This is a genomic window from Mesorhizobium sp. BR1-1-2 (assembly GCF_020165435.1).
Lineage (GTDB): Bacteria > Pseudomonadota > Alphaproteobacteria > Rhizobiales > Rhizobiaceae > Mesorhizobium.
On sequence record NZ_JAIUID010000001.1, the window covers coordinates 248,849 to 263,182 of the forward strand.

The window sequence follows — 14,334 nt, forward strand, 5'->3', positions numbered from 1 at the left end:
TAATCGGGCAGCTTTGTTCCCCGTCGTCGGCTATGGTCCTGGGCGCAGCCCGTGGTCCCGCCGAGGCGGCGAAGACTGGTCTATCTCAAAGCATAGAGATAGGCGGCGATATCACGCGCTTGCTGTTCGGTGATGCCGGTGGAAGGCATGGCGGTGTGCGGATTGATGTCCCTTGCTGACCGTATCCAGCGGATCATGTTCTCCGGATTGTTGGCCAGTACGCCGCCAATATAGATCCTGTCAGATAGACTGGCGTCCAGGCGCGGGCCGACGTGGCCTACCGCACCGGGTACACCGGTGATGGTGTGGCAGCCGGCGCAGCCATTCGCCAGCATGATCGGTACCGCACGTGCACCGACGCCGCCGGTAGCGGCGTCCGCCTCTTGCTGCACCCGACGGACTCGGTCGGCCCACAACGCGAGCGCGCCGCCCGCGACGACCAACAGAATGCACACGGCGATGATCAATTTAGACGGGCCAGGGCGCATGTGCGATCTTCCTGGTTCCGCTCGTCGTTATCCAGAGGCCGGCCAGCAATAGCGCTGCCCCGCCATAGATAAGGCCGGCCGGGACCCACATAACGAGCCCGGCAAGCTGCTGGTCCTCGATCGGGCTCAAATTCCACACTGCCGCCCCGGCAGCATTCTCCGGGTACCAGAGCTTCGGCGATAGAAGAAGCAGGACGCCGAGCAGGCCGGTATGCAGGGAGGTGAAGAAAAGATGCATTACGGCACTTCCATAAGCCTGCTGTTGGCGTCGGCGCGGCAGCAACGCCCACCAGAAGAGCAGGCCGGTGCCGAGGAAGCTCGCATGTTGCGCATAATGCAGCACGCCATGCTCGAGCGCTGCCTCAAACAGGACCGGAATGTGCCACACCCATATCGCGATCCCGTGAACAATCGTTGCGGTGACAGGCCGGCTCGCAAAGGTCCAGAGCGCTCGCAGCGATTTGCCATGCCCAACCATACCCAGGGCACGCCGAAACGTTACGGGAAATGCCCACAACAGAGCAGGGGCGGGGCAGGCGATGACCAGCAGCGGCGCCGCCCCCGCCATCAGCAACTCGTGCTCGATCATGTGCGCGGCAAACAGCCGCTCGCCGAGAGCATGGATCGGGCTCACCAAGGCCGCTGTCAGCACGCTCCAGCCGGCGGCAAACAGCAGTGCCTGACGCATCCGCAGGGGACGGCCGCGAGCGCTGCGGCGCCACAGGCGCATCGCACCGGCCATGTAGATGAGCGCAACGGCAGTCAGCGGAACCGTGATGGGAAGCGCAAGTGTCCATCCGGCCTCGGGCGCGCCGGAGCCGTAGCAGATCGAGGTGGAGAAGAGCGTGGCCAGGTTCATCGCAGACACTCGTCCAGGATGAGTGCGGCGCTGCCCTGCATGATGATGACCAGTGCAAACAGCAGAGCCGCCAGCATGCCGAGATCGGCGACGAAATGCTCAGTACCGCGCGTGCGCGATGGTTTGAAAGCGGCGCCGCCTTGCCGCTTTGCCTGCCAGGACAGAGCACCGCCCAGAAGCGAGAACAAGGCAAGCAGCAACGCTACGGGAAGCACGACCGGCACCTGGTGATTGCATTGCCAGGGCACCAGCGCGTAGTTCAATTGGGTCGAGACCGCCCAACCCAACGGGCCCGACAAAAGTCCACCCCAGGACGTTCCTAACTGCACCGCGCGCATGTCAGCCGAGCCTCGGTACCCAGTAAATCAGCACATAGATCGGAAGCCAGGTTGCGACCACGAAATCCCAATAGAAAACGTTGTCGCCGACGTCGCCGAAGCGTCGTCCGTTATAACCATGGCGCGTGAACATCAGCACCGTCAGCACGATCGTGTCGCCGACGTCTGTTATCAGATGCGTGGTGTGGAGCCCGAGCAGCACCCAAAGCATTGAGCCGTAGGCGTTCGTATCCCAATAGACGTTCAAGGCCGGAAACTCGAACCAGCGCACAAGGAGCGGGGCGAGGCCGAGCAGCGACATGACAACCAGCCCGATCCGCACTGGTACGATGGCGCATTGCTTGGCATAGTGGTCGAGGATGTGGTTCGGCACCAGACTGGCGATCAGCAGAAGCGTGACGATCGTTCCTGGCCAATGGTTCGGCTGCGGTGCACTCAACCGCCATTCAGGCCACGAGAGCGCCAGGTAAAGATAGGCGGCTGCGGCGAGCGCAAAGCCGGTGCCCTCCAGAGCCATGAAGCCCAACGTGCCCCACCAGGTAGGGCTGCGCGGACCATGCCCAAAGGTGGGGAGCCCGGAAACATCTGTGACGGGACGCTCGTTCATTCCTCGTCCTCCGGATCACCTTTTGGCCAGAACCAACCGATCAAGGTGACGGCGATTGGCAGGGCGCCCCACACGATGGCCCAGGGCGTGAAGATCGAATAGAGAAACGTGCTGCCTACGGCGAGCGCCGCAAATAGCGGCCAGATCGAGGGTGTCGCCGATTTCTCGCGGATGTCGGGATGGGCTTCGGCGACTGTTGACACCAGCAGCTCGCGCGTGTCGACGCGAAGCCCGGTCGCTACAGGCAGGGCGTCGCGCTCGGCCCAGAGTGGCTCCACGTTGGTGACGACCGGAATGCGGGCGAAATTATAGCTCGGCGGTGGTGAGAACGTCGCCCATTCCAGCGTGCCGGCATCCCACGGATTGCTGCCTGCCGGCGCGCCTTTCGACGCGCCATGTGCAAGATTGAAGGTGAACAGGACGAAGCTCAGGAAGAAGACCACCGCACCTGCTGTTATGAACAGGTTGATGTTTCCCCAGCCAAGCTCGGCTGGATAGGTATAGACCCGTCGCGGCATGCCCCACAGGCCGACGATGTGCATGGGAAAAAAGGCTGCGTTGAAGCCGATGAAGGCCAGCCAGAAATGCAAGCGGCCGAGGCGCTCGCTCATCATGCGGCCGGTGATTTTGGGAAACCAGAAATAGGCCGCGCCCAGCAGCGGGAATACCGATCCGCCGATCAGCACATAGTGGAAATGCGCGACGACGAAGTAGGTGTCGTGCACCTGCAGATCCAGCGGCACGGAGGCCAGCATGACGCCGGTGAGACCGCCGATGACGAAGATGAAGAAGAAGCCGAACACAAACAACAATGGCGTGCGGATCACCGGCCTGCCGTCCCACATCGTCGCCAGCCAGCAGAATATCTGCACCCCGTTGGGAATAGCGATCATCATGCTGGAAGCTGTGAAGAAGCTGGCGCCGAGCTTGGGCAGGCCTGTCGCGAACATGTGGTGGACCCACAGGCCGAAGGACAGGAAGCCGACCGCGATCAACGACAGAACCAGGCCGAGATGGCCGAACATCGGTCGCCGGGCGAAGGCCGGGATGATCGAGGAAACCATGCCGGTCGCCGGCAGGAATATGATGTAGACCTCGGGGTGGCCGAAGAACCAGAACAGATGTTGGAACAGCAAGGCGTCACCGCCTTCGGCCGGGTTGAAGATGTGCGTGCCGACCAGCCTGTCGAGAATCAGGAATGTCGAAGTGATCATCACCGCCGGCATTGCGAAGACGACGACAAAGGAGGTGACCAGCATTGCCCAGACGTATAGCGGGATCTTGTCCAGCGACATGCCGGGAGCACGCTGCTTCAAGACCGTGACGATCGTCGCTACCGCCACAGCCAGCGACGATACTTCGGTATAGGTAATCATTTGCGCCCAGACGTCGGCGCGCTTGCCAGGGGCGAATTCGGGGCCGGACAGCGGCACATAGGCGAACCAGCCGACATCCGGCGCCATGTTGAGAGCGAAAGACACCCAGGCGAACAGGCCGCCCGAGACATAGACCCAGTAACTGAATGCATTCAGCCGCGGAAACGCGATGTTGCGGGTGCCGACCATCAGCGGCACCAGATAAATGCCGGTCGCCTGAACGATCGGTACCGCGAACAGGAACATCATCGTGACGCCGTGCATCGTGAACAGCTGGTTGTAGAGGTCCGGCCCGATCAGCCCACGCTGCGGGCCCGAGAGCTGAACACGCATGGCCACTGCGTTGAGCCCGCCCAGACACAGAAAGATAAAGGCAGTGATCAGATACCGCCTGGCGATGACCTTATGGTCGACGCTCGAAAGCGCGCCGATGATGCCGGGAGGCGTACGCCAGGTGCGTTCCAGCCACCGCTGGAGGTCGGCCTTTTCCATGCCGGTATCGCGCGGTCCGTCCTGCTCGGGAGCAAGATCTCCCGTGGAGCCTGCTTCGTCTTCCGCCCGCAGGTCACGTCCGCTCGTCAGGCCGGCGCTGCTCATTTCAACTCCTCGAGGTAGGCGACGATGGCATTGAGCTCGTCGCCATTGAGTTCCATTACGGGCATATGGGAGCCGGGCTTGATGCCTTGAGGGTCGGCGATCCAGGCAGCGAGATTACCGCGGCTCATCGTCAGCGTTCCGGCTGCGAGAGTTTGCCGGCTCGCAATGTGGGTAAGATCAGGCGCCACTGTGCCGCCTGCGGGTGTGCCGCCGATCCTGTGGCACATCACGCAGGGCCGCCGGAGGAAAAGGTCGGCGCCGGCCTTGGCTTCGGCGTTCGCCGGAGCGGCGGCGGGCCGCAACTGGTCGTCCAGCCAGGCATCGAACTGCGGCCGCGGCTCGGCAATGATGAAGGTGCCCATGTTGGCGTGCTGCGCGCCGCAGAACTCAGCACATTGACCACGATAGACGCCTGGCTTGTCAGCCCTGATGTCCAGCACATTCATATATCCGGGGATGAGGTCGAGCTTGCCCGCAAGGCTTGGCACCCAGAAGGAGTGGATTACATCCGTCGAAGTCAAAAGAAGCCGAACCGGCTCGCCGGCTGGAATGTGGATCTCGTTCGCCGTCGTCAGGATGCGGCTTGGCTGAGCATTCTCGTAGCGCACTTCCCACCACCATTGGTGGCCGGTCACGCGGATCGTCAGCGCCTCATCCGATCCGATCCCGGCAAGGGTCCTGTTGGCGAAGAAGCTCAACAGGGTCAGCCCAATTAGGATCGCCGCCGTCACCCCAACCGCGGTCACGACCACGCGCATTTTGCGATGTTCGGAAGCGAGGTCGAGGACGAGCGGATCTTTTCCTGTTCGAGCCCGCCGCAACAGGGTGGCGACCAGCACGACCATCACCAGCATCCACACTGCCGCGCACAGTGCGGTGAAGAACCATATCAGCCAGGCGAGCTCGCCCGCGGCGGGGCCTTTCGGATCAAGAGCGGACTGCCAGCCGCTGCAACCTGCAAGGGCCAAGAGAGCGGTTGCGCAACACGCTTTTGGAAAAAAGCGTTTCACGGCGATTTCCCCAGCGTGGCGGCATCGGGCAGGCGATTTTCCGACGGATGGACCATCATGTCGTCGTTACGCTGCGGTGCGGCGGAGGAGGGCGCGTTGCCGCTCAACGAACGCACGAAGGCTGCAAGCTCCCAAATCTGATCATCGGGAATCTTGTTTCGAAAGCTCGGCATTCCGTTAGGCCGCCCATCCCGGATCGTTGCGTGGATACTCTCGATCGAGCTGCCGTAAATCCACTTTTGATCCATCAGCGCCGGTCCCATGCCGCCGCCGCCATTGGCATGGCACCCCGAGCAATTGAACCAGCTGAACAGGCGCTTGCCCTCGCTGAGATGAAAGGCGTTGGCCTCGAAGCTGGCCGCCTTGTTGTCGCTTGGGGATGGCCTTTGGCCGCCGGGCTCCAGCGCAGTCACCGGCGTCGGCTGTTGGCCGGACCCAAGTGCCGATTGCGGACGTGTGTCGCGCTCTTCCCGCTGGCAAGCGGCAAGGGTCAGCATCGCCGACAAGAGCACGGTGAGGGCCCGCCTCATCGGTCCGCGCTCCCGCCGGTATCAAGGCGCGGTACACCGTATCGGGCCAGGGTCGCGTCGATCTCAGCCTTGTGCTTGGCAAGGGCTGCATCCACTTCGTCGCGCAGCGCGTCGTCCCCGCGTCGGACGCCCATGGAGATGTCGTAGACCATTGGCAATTGAGGCCCGTCGATTCGAGGTGTCACGGGCGTGATGCGCAGCGGTATCTTCTGCTTGGCGGCGAAATAACCAGCGAGCGGGCCCCAGACGACGGCAACATCGATCTCGCCGCTGGCCACCGCCTCGACAATGCGCGCGGGCGGGTTGGGGGCCGAATAGTCGCCATAGACTGGATAGCCGACGAGATGACCGACAATGCCGCGGCGGCCGAGTGCCTGGACCGGTGGGGAATTGGCCCCGTCATCGCCGATGAGCTGCACGCCGATGCGCAAAGTGCGCAGGCGTGGATCGTTGAAAGACGTGATCTCGGGACTGTCCTTCCGCGTCACGAAGACATAGGTCGAGCGGTAATAGGGAGCGGTGGCGCGGAGAATTTCGAGATTGGCGGGGGTGCCGGGTATGAGATCGCACAGGCCTGCCTTGAGCGTGTTGCGAACGAAACCGCGGCGTTGGGCCCACCAGGTATAGGAAAGTCTTGCATCCAGTTCTTTGGCGATGATCTGGGCAATCTTGTTTTCGAAGCCCTGTCCAGCGGCGTTGGAAAACGGCATGTTGTTAGGGTCGGCACACACCTTGAGTTCACGTGCGTCGGCGGCAACCGCGAAGAGCAGCGAGGCAAACGCTACCACCGCGGCTACAAGATGTCCGTTCGCCTCGCGTCTTCGAACTGCCGTCAACTCGAAAGCATCAGGGGAGCCGGAACACATAGAGCGTGCCTCCCGCCGTGGTCGCGTTCTTCAGGTCTTTCATCGCGTTGACGAAGCCGAGCGCGGCGGTAGCGTCGCGCGGGTCGAGGTCGCCTGACACGATCGCGCCGGCCCAACCACCGACGCCCGACAGGATCGCGACATATTGGTGTCCGTCGGGGCCGCGATAGGTGACCGGCTGCCCAATAATCCCGGACGAGGTCTTGAACTGCCAAAGCAATTCCCCTGTCCTTGCGCTCACAGCTTTGAACCAGCCTTCCATTGTGCCGTAGAAGACGACGTTGCCGGCGGTTACGACCGCGCCGCTCCACACCGGAAAATTTTCTTTCAGGCTCCAGGCTGGCTTTGCCGCGGCGATGTCCCAGGCGGTGAAGGCACCGCGGTTGCCGCCCGGGCCCGGGATCATGCGCACATTCATGCCGACATAGGGGGTGCCGGCGATGTAGTTCACCTCGAGGCCCTCTTCGTCCATGCACAGATTGTTGTGTGGGATGTAGAGCAGCCCTGTCTTGGGCGAGAACGCGGATGGCTGCCAATCCTTGAGCCCGGATGCTGTCGGGCAGATATCCCGGATCACCTTGCCGGTGCCGGTTTTCTTGTCGGGGTTTTCGATCAGGCGCCCGGTTTTCAGATCGACGCCCTTGCTGGAATTAACGGCCCCATAGGGTGTCGCCGACAGGACCTCCCCGGTGGTCCGATCCAGAATGTAGAGATAGCCGTTGCGCTCCGGGCGGACCAGCACCTTGCGCGGCTTACCCTGCCAATTCATATCGAGCAGGATCTGCTCGTTGATGCCGTCGTAATCGTGCAGGTCGTGTGGGCTCCATTGGTAGAACCATTTCGCGGCCCCGGTATCGGGGTCGCGCGCGAAGATGCCGGAGGTCCATTTGTTGTCGCCGGGCCGAAGGTCCGGATTCCACGGCCCTGGATTGCCGGTCCCGTGATAGATCAAGTTGAGGTCCGGATCGTAAGAGATCCAGCCCCACATGTTGCCGCCGCCGATCTTCCAGGCTTCGGGCGGCCATGTGGTCACGCCAAGGTCCTTGCCCCTGTCCATGTCGTAATGCGGCTTGAAATCCGGTCCGATCAGCACGTCCTTGTCGGGTCCGGTGCCGTAGGCCGTCCAGACGACATGTCCGTCGCCCGCGTCCAGCGCCTTGACCCAGCCGCGCACCCCCATCTCGCCGCCGGAATTGCCGACCAGCACTTTGCCCTTCACCACAAGCGGCGCCATGGTTATGGTCTCGCCGATATTGATGTTGCCGACATGCGCGTTCCACACCGGTTGGCCAGTGGCGGCATCCAGCGCGATCGTGTGACCATCCAGCGTGTTGAAGAAGAGGCGCCCGTCGGCGAAGACCGCACCGCGGTTGACGACGTCGCAGCAGGCAACGCCCTGCGCGGCAGGTTCAGGATTTGGCTCATATTTCCATTTCATCGGCGCGCCCGGCTTGGAAAGATCGAGCGCGTAGACGATGTTTGGAAAAGGCGTCACGATATACATCGTGTTTCCGACGACGAGTGGCGCCGCTTCCTGACCCTTGTTCACTCCGGTCGAAAAGGTGAAGGCAACCTGAAGGTTCTTGACATTGTCCTCGTTGATGTCCGCCAATTCGCTGTAGCGCGTCGAGGCATAATTCTTGGCCGGCATTGTCCACTGGCCGTCATCGGGTGGCGCGGCCGCGGCGGGCGGTGCGATGGCGGGTGTGACCGCAGACTGCGCGGCCGCGGCGTTCAGCAATGAGCAGCCTGCGGCCAGCACCAGCCACTTCAACGGCCTAAAGTCAAAACACCGGCCCCTTTCCGCTCCTCGACCGTCTGGTGTCGCGCATGCGTATTTCCCCGCCAGTTTCAGCAATCCCCTCATTTGCGGATCGAACCTCCCACTCCGGCGCCGAGTTCCGCCGCGACGTCCGCCTCGGTTCCCGCGCACAACGGATGACCCCAACCGGAGGCGCTCTTTCCGCCGGGATCGAGATCGTAGATGATAGCGTCCTTGGCGTTGGGACTGACGCCCGCCGGAACCTTGTCCAGGCCTAGGTCCGCACGCAGCCGCCAAGCGACATTGTGATCGGCGCACGAGGAGTCGCCGCTGATGCCAAGCCCGCCGACAATCGTTTTGCCGTCGTAGAGAGCAAGGCCGCCGCCAAATGCCACGACGCCGCCGATCGGCTTGCCAATCAGCGGATCGCTCGCACTTCCAAAGGCCTTGCTGTCGCCGGCATAGGCGGCTGCCTGGTTGACAGGATTGGTAAGCTGCAATCCGAACAAGGGGGCGCCTGGCTGAACAGACGCATATAGGTTCGCCGTCGAGAGAGCCATCTGGACAACGCTGAGCCCGTTGGCCGTGCTGGCCTTTTCGGCTGCGATCAGCCGGCTGCCGGGCCACTGCGCATCGCTGGTGGGGCCGCTGAACGCAACAGCGCAAACTGTTCCGTCACGCGTAACGATCGCCGCCCATTCATTGGTCTCGAAGCCGCCATTGGCAGGGCCGCCGCTTGCTTTGACGTTTGCCTTGAGGGCAGCCAGGAGCTTGGCGTGGTCGGCGGGGCAGGGTAGCTGTGCCCAAGCCCTGCTTTGCAGCAAGGCGCAATTAACGAGTACCAGGAGGCTGAAAGCCAGAGAGAAAAGCTGTGGGCGACCCATGATCCGGAGCATTCGTTGAACACAACGTGGAAAGTGAGAGCGCTCACAGAGCAAGGAATCCCCTCGCAAACTGAGCTATGTTCCCGCACTTTCAATGGAACTCGGACGAGGCCCCTATGTTCCTACTTCCTGAAATTATGATGAAAGGCATAGACGCTGCGACATAGGCAGCAGCTCATTGAAAAGGCATCGACGCAGCTCGCTGGTCACCTTCCATGTTGGCCGCAGCAGGATGACAGCCCGGAAAAACACGCTTGGTCACGCATGCGGCCAGCCGAGGTCCGAGGTAGTCTAAGCCACCATCCGAAGCGGCACGGTGTGACGGGAAATGATGCGTCCAGCGTTCAAGGTGCAAACGCCGTGCGGACTGTGAGCTATGGGCAAGTTTTCCAACAGAGCATCGTCATCGCTGGGGGTACGAGTGGTATCGGCTTGGCTCTCCGCACCTATGGATTTTCGACACTGAAAGTGCAGACGCTATGCGCAAGGTAGCCGAACCGATGGACGGGCGGTCTTGCGCCCAGGCCACGGAGCTGGAACCGCATCATGGCATAATGTGAGCCTGATGCGCATCCATCGCTCCCATGTTCTGGCTGAGATGATTCATGATCCACACCGAGCCCAAAACGACCAAGGTCACGATCAGCACACCGAAAGCGAGCGCGAGCACGTTGTTGGTGTTGTCAGGTCCTGTCGTCAGGTGAAGGAAGAAGACGAGATGGACGCCCATTTGTGCGATGGCAAGCACCGTCAGGGCCGAGATCACGGCCGGCTGGTAAATCAGATCGGTTTGTGCCGCGATGAAGGACGCCACTGACAACAGGATTGCCAGGCCAAAGCCCAGCAGATAGCCGGAAAGGCCTCCCGCCACCTCGTGTTCCTCGCTGCGTTCTTCGCCTGGTGCGGAATCGCGGCGGTCAAGCATGTCTTCGTTCCGGCTGTCCATTTCGCTCATGATGACGCTCCCAGCAGATAGACCAGGGTGAAGATGGCGATCCAGATGATGTCGAGCGCGTGCCAGAACAGGCTGAAGCAGTGAAGCCGGCGCAATATGTCGGGACGAAAGCCTTTTATCCAGAGCTGCGCCATCATGGTGCCGAGCCAAAGCAGGCCAAGTCCAACATGGGTTCCGTGGCAGCCCACAAGGGCGAAGAACGCGGACAGGAAGGCGCTACGTGATGGGCCCGCCTGCTCATTCACCATGGCCGCGAATTCCTGCACCTCCAGGAACAGGAAGGCTGCACCAAGAAGGCCGGTCACCAGCAACCAGAACTGGGCGGCGGCCATCGACCGGCGGTGGGTCGCGAGCATCGCAAGGCCGCCGGTGAAGCTCGAAGTGAGCAGCAGCGCCGTCTGTGCCGCGACGCGCGTCAACTCAAACAGCTCCTTGCCTGTTGGCCCCCCCGCCGCCGAATTGGACAGGACGGCATATGCGGCGAAGAAAGCCGAGAACATTATGATGTCCGACAACAGGAAGATCCAAAAGCCGTAGGCAACCGTAACGAACTTCGAGGCCGGGCCACCCTCGCCGTGGCCGGTCGCCGAGAACACGTGATGGCCATGCCCTGCGGTGCGACCCAGCCGGTAGGGATCGCGCGTTGCGGTGTCGGCGGGGATGTCGCTCATGCCACACGCTCGCGTCTGCGCATCCAGGCAAGTTGGGCTGCCTTGCGGTCAAGATCGATGCGACCGACCTCGTCGGCAGGGATCTCGTAATCGCCATGCTCGCGCCAGGCGAATACAACGAAGGTGGCATAGGCCCCGATGAAGCCGACAATCGCCAACCACCAGATGTGCCAGATGAGCGCGAAGCCAATCAGAGTGCTGAAGAAGGCGGTGACGAAGCCTGTGGGGCTATTGCGCGGCATCTCGATCGCCTCGTAGTCTTCTTCGGTCTCCTGACTCTGCTCGTCCATTGCCCTTTGCTTGATGGTCCAGTAGGGCTCCTCGTTTTCGACATGCGGCAGCCGCGCGTAGTTGAAGACGGGCGGCGGCGAGGATGTCGACCATTCCAGCGAGCGTCCGTCCCAAGGATCGCCGGTTTCGTCGCGCAACTCGTCGCGATGCCTGATCGAGACGACAAGCTGCGTGATTTGGCATGCGGCGCCGATGATCATCACCACGATTCCGAAGGCCGCCACGACAAGCCACGGCGCCCACATATCCATGTCGATATGCTGAAGGCGGCGGGTCATACCGAGAAGGCCGACGATATAGAGCGGCACGAACACCAGAATGTAGCCGGCAAGCGTGACCCAGAACGCCGCCTTGCCCCAACCCTCATGCAGCCGGAACCCGAAGGCTTTCGGGAACCAGTAGGTGAAGCCGGCAAAGGCCGCGAACAGCACGCCCGAGATGATGACGTTGTGAAAATGCGCCACGAGAAAGAGCGAATTGTGCAGCATGAAATCGGCCGGCGGAACGGCGAGCAGCACGCCGGTCATGCCGCCGATGATGAAAGTGGTGACAAAGCCTAGCGCCCACAGCATTGGCGTTTCGAAGCGCACGCGCCCGCCATACATGGTGAAGAGCCAGTTGTAGATCTTGACCCCGGTGCCGACGGCGATAACCGAGGTGGCGATGCCGAAAGCCGCATTGACATCGGCGCCGGCGCCCATGGTGAAGAAGTGGTGCAGCCAGACCATGAAGGAGACGATGCAGATGAACATCGTCGCCGCAACCATCGAACGATAGCCGAACAGCGGTTTCGACGAGAAGGTCGAGAAGATTTCCGAATAGATCCCGAAGGCGGGAAGCACGAGGATGTAGACCTCGGGATGACCCCAGGCCCAGATGAGATTGACGAACATCATCTGGTTGCCACCGGCTTCGTTGGTGAAAAAATGGAAGTCGAGATAGCGGTCGAGGGTTAGCATGGCGAGGGTTGCGGTAAGGATAGGGAATGCGGCGACGATGAGCATGTTGGAGGCAAGCGAGGTCCAGCAGAACATCGGCATGCGCAGATAACCCATGCCTGGCGCGCGCATCTTGAGGATGGTGGTCGCCAGGTTGACGCCCGTGAGCAGGGTGCCGACGCCGGAGATCTGGATCGACCACAGATAATAGTCGACGCCGACGCCTGGCGAGTAGGTCGTCTCCGACAGCGGTGCATAAGGCAGCCAGCCGGTGCGCGCGAACTCGCCGACGACGAGCGAAATGTTGACGAGCAGCGCGCCGGTCGCGGTCAGCCAGAAGCTCACTGAATTCAGCGTCGGGAAGGCGACATCGCGGATGCCGAGCTGCAGCGGGATGACGAAATTCATCAGCCCAATGACAAAGGGCATCGCGGCGAAGAAGATCATGATCGTGCCGTGGGCCGAAAAGACCTGGTCGTAGTGCTCCGGCGGCAGGTATCCCGGTCCGTGGATGGCGAGCACCTGCTGGGTGCGCATCATGACGGCGTCAACGAAGCCGCGCAGAAGCATCAGCGCCGCCAGCACGATATACATGACGCCGATCCGCTTGTGGTCGACGGAGGTTATCCACTCATGCCAAAGATAGGGCCAGTAGCCTTTGATCGTTACCCAGGTCAGAACGGCGGCGGCGGCCAGGAAGACGATCAGGGCCGCGCCGAGCGGAATAGGCTGGTCAAAGGGAACGGCCGACCAGTCGAGCTTGCCGAGCATCGTCATCCTCCTTCATCGTGCTGGTGAGCCATGGGCGGCGCTCCCGCCTTGGGCTCAGCTTTCGGGCTCACCTGCGGCCCTCCGGCGGCAGTTCCAGCAGGTCCCGGCCCTGGAGGCAGCGTCTGGCGCACGACCGCATCGAACAAGCCCGGCTGCACATGGCCGAACGAGGATGCCGGCGCGTTGATGCTTTGCCTGGCAAGCTGGCGATAGGTGCTGGCGTTGAGCACGCCGCCTCCTCCATGCAAGGAGGAGGCCCAACTGGCGAAGGCGTCAGCCGAGACTGCCCTGACACGGAAATTCATGTCCGAAAAGCCATCGCCACTGAAATGCGCCGAAAGGCCGAAGTACTCGCCCTCGCGATCAGCCTGCAGGTTGACCTCGGTCTGCATGCCGTTCATGGCATAGACCATGCTGCCGAGCTGCGGCACGAAGAAGGTGTTCATGACGCTGGCCGAGGTCAGTCTGAAACGCACCGGCATGCCGGTTGGAATAACCAGCTGGTTGACCGTTCCGACACCTTGATCGGGATAGAGGAACAGCCATTTCCAGTCGAGCGCCACCACCTGGATTTCGATTGGCGGCCGGCTGGAGTCGATCGGCTTGCGAGGATCGAGATGGTACGATCCATAATAGATCAAGCCGCCGAGGAAGAGGATGGTCAGCGTCGGAATTGACCAGACGATGAGCTCGATCCGGCCGGAATACGTGAACTCTGGATCATACCGAGCCCTGCTGTTCGAGGCACGAAATATCCAGGCGAAGGCAAGCAGCGCGACCAGCGTCGGAATGACGATGACCAGCATCACGGCCAGTGAGTTCAGGAGGATCGTACGGTTCCCCGCGCCGACCGGTCCCTGCGGGTCGAGCACGCCTCCCGCGCAACCCGACAGGGTTACCGCTGCGAAAATCCAGAGAAGCGATAGGCCTCGACTAAAACAGTGTAACACTGCAAAACATCATAGCCAGCCGCCGTCCCCGGGATGAGTACCTGCATAACTGCGGCGCGGGCTGCTTGTTCCGCAAAGGCGCGCTTTTGTTTCCAACGGCGACGGCCACTGCATCGAGATGACGGAGCGTCTCGCGCGCCCCACGCTCCGATCTCAACTTGTTCTACGTCAGCGCTACGGCAGGCTGGCCCGTGTGGTCGGCCTGCCTTGTCGGCCACGCAATTCGCCTCGACACTTCGCGAAAGAGACTGCGCCTAACGTGCAGCAGGCCGGATGCTTCTCCTGCGGAAATGGACAGCAAATGTCCAACTGAGTGCTACGGCGAACGCGAGCCCTACAAGATCCAACCCAACCTCGGGCGAGACGCCGTTGCGCACTGGGACGTTTCGCGATCACGCAATATCGGCTGGCTTGGCTCTTAAAGGTTTCCGCTCCGTGTGT

Annotated in this window: 14 protein-coding genes; all 14 read right to left on the bottom strand. The window is 61.8% G+C overall.

The genetic code is table 11. From position 1 onward, the window contains the following. Positions 1 to 80: 80 nt before the first annotated feature. Complete coding sequence (locus tag LB551_RS01280; protein WP_140552160.1) at positions 81 to 488, bottom strand: c-type cytochrome; 408 nt, start codon at positions 486 to 488, stop codon at positions 81 to 83. Further along, entirely contained in the window at positions 469 to 1,347 is an 879-nt protein-coding gene (locus LB551_RS01285; protein ID WP_224657930.1) for a cytochrome c oxidase assembly protein, read from the bottom strand. The genes LB551_RS01280 and LB551_RS01285 overlap by 20 nt, the downstream gene beginning before the upstream one ends. Beyond that, positions 1,344 to 1,685, bottom strand: coding sequence for a hypothetical protein (locus tag LB551_RS01290; protein WP_140552158.1), 342 nt, complete (start codon positions 1,683 to 1,685; stop codon positions 1,344 to 1,346). Before LB551_RS01290 ends, LB551_RS01285 begins: the two co-directional genes overlap by 4 nt. A 1-nt stretch (position 1,686) precedes the next feature. Then, positions 1,687 to 2,292, bottom strand: coding sequence for a cytochrome c oxidase subunit 3 (locus LB551_RS01295; protein WP_224624135.1), 606 nt, complete (start codon positions 2,290 to 2,292; stop codon positions 1,687 to 1,689). Next, entirely contained in the window at positions 2,289 to 4,265 is a 1,977-nt protein-coding gene (gene ctaD / locus LB551_RS01300) for a cytochrome c oxidase subunit I (RefSeq protein ID WP_224624136.1), read from the bottom strand. The genes LB551_RS01295 and ctaD overlap by 4 nt, the downstream gene beginning before the upstream one ends. After that, the gene (gene coxB / locus LB551_RS01305) at positions 4,262 to 5,233 is read right to left on the bottom strand and encodes a cytochrome c oxidase subunit II (RefSeq protein WP_224657931.1); all 972 of its coding nucleotides are present in this window, start codon (positions 5,231 to 5,233) and stop codon (positions 4,262 to 4,264) included. Before coxB ends, ctaD begins: the two co-directional genes overlap by 4 nt. 38 nt (positions 5,234 to 5,271) lie before the next feature. Continuing rightward, a complete protein-coding gene (locus tag LB551_RS01310) occupies positions 5,272 to 5,805 on the bottom strand; it encodes a c-type cytochrome (protein WP_224657932.1) in 534 nt (177 codons plus the stop codon). Then, on the bottom strand, positions 5,802 to 6,593 hold the full coding sequence (locus LB551_RS01315) for a substrate-binding domain-containing protein (protein WP_411910464.1): 792 nt from the start codon (positions 6,591 to 6,593) through the stop codon (positions 5,802 to 5,804). Before LB551_RS01315 ends, LB551_RS01310 begins: the two co-directional genes overlap by 4 nt. 58 nt (positions 6,594 to 6,651) lie before the next feature. Beyond that, the gene (locus LB551_RS01320; RefSeq protein WP_411970920.1) at positions 6,652 to 8,538 is read right to left on the bottom strand and encodes a methanol/ethanol family PQQ-dependent dehydrogenase; all 1,887 of its coding nucleotides are present in this window, start codon (positions 8,536 to 8,538) and stop codon (positions 6,652 to 6,654) included. Beyond that, positions 8,535 to 9,317: a heme-binding protein gene (locus LB551_RS01325; RefSeq protein ID WP_224657934.1), complete on the bottom strand. Its 783-nt coding sequence runs from the start codon at positions 9,315 to 9,317 to the stop codon at positions 8,535 to 8,537. Before LB551_RS01325 ends, LB551_RS01320 begins: the two co-directional genes overlap by 4 nt. A 544-nt stretch (positions 9,318 to 9,861) precedes the next feature. After that, positions 9,862 to 10,272 (bottom strand): cytochrome o ubiquinol oxidase subunit IV, encoded by a 411-nt coding sequence (gene cyoD, locus LB551_RS01330; RefSeq protein ID WP_224657935.1) that lies wholly within the window; start codon positions 10,270 to 10,272, stop codon positions 9,862 to 9,864. Next, complete coding sequence (gene cyoC / locus LB551_RS01335) at positions 10,269 to 10,943, bottom strand: cytochrome o ubiquinol oxidase subunit III (protein WP_224657936.1); 675 nt, start codon at positions 10,941 to 10,943, stop codon at positions 10,269 to 10,271. The genes cyoD and cyoC overlap by 4 nt, the downstream gene beginning before the upstream one ends. After that, positions 10,940 to 12,943: a cytochrome o ubiquinol oxidase subunit I gene (cyoB, locus tag LB551_RS01340; protein ID WP_224657937.1), complete on the bottom strand. Its 2,004-nt coding sequence runs from the start codon at positions 12,941 to 12,943 to the stop codon at positions 10,940 to 10,942. The genes cyoC and cyoB overlap by 4 nt, the downstream gene beginning before the upstream one ends. A gap of 2 nt (positions 12,944 to 12,945) precedes the next feature. Then, the gene (gene cyoA / locus LB551_RS01345) at positions 12,946 to 13,815 is read right to left on the bottom strand and encodes a ubiquinol oxidase subunit II (RefSeq protein ID WP_411970921.1); all 870 of its coding nucleotides are present in this window, start codon (positions 13,813 to 13,815) and stop codon (positions 12,946 to 12,948) included. Positions 13,816 to 14,334 lie beyond the last annotated feature (519 nt).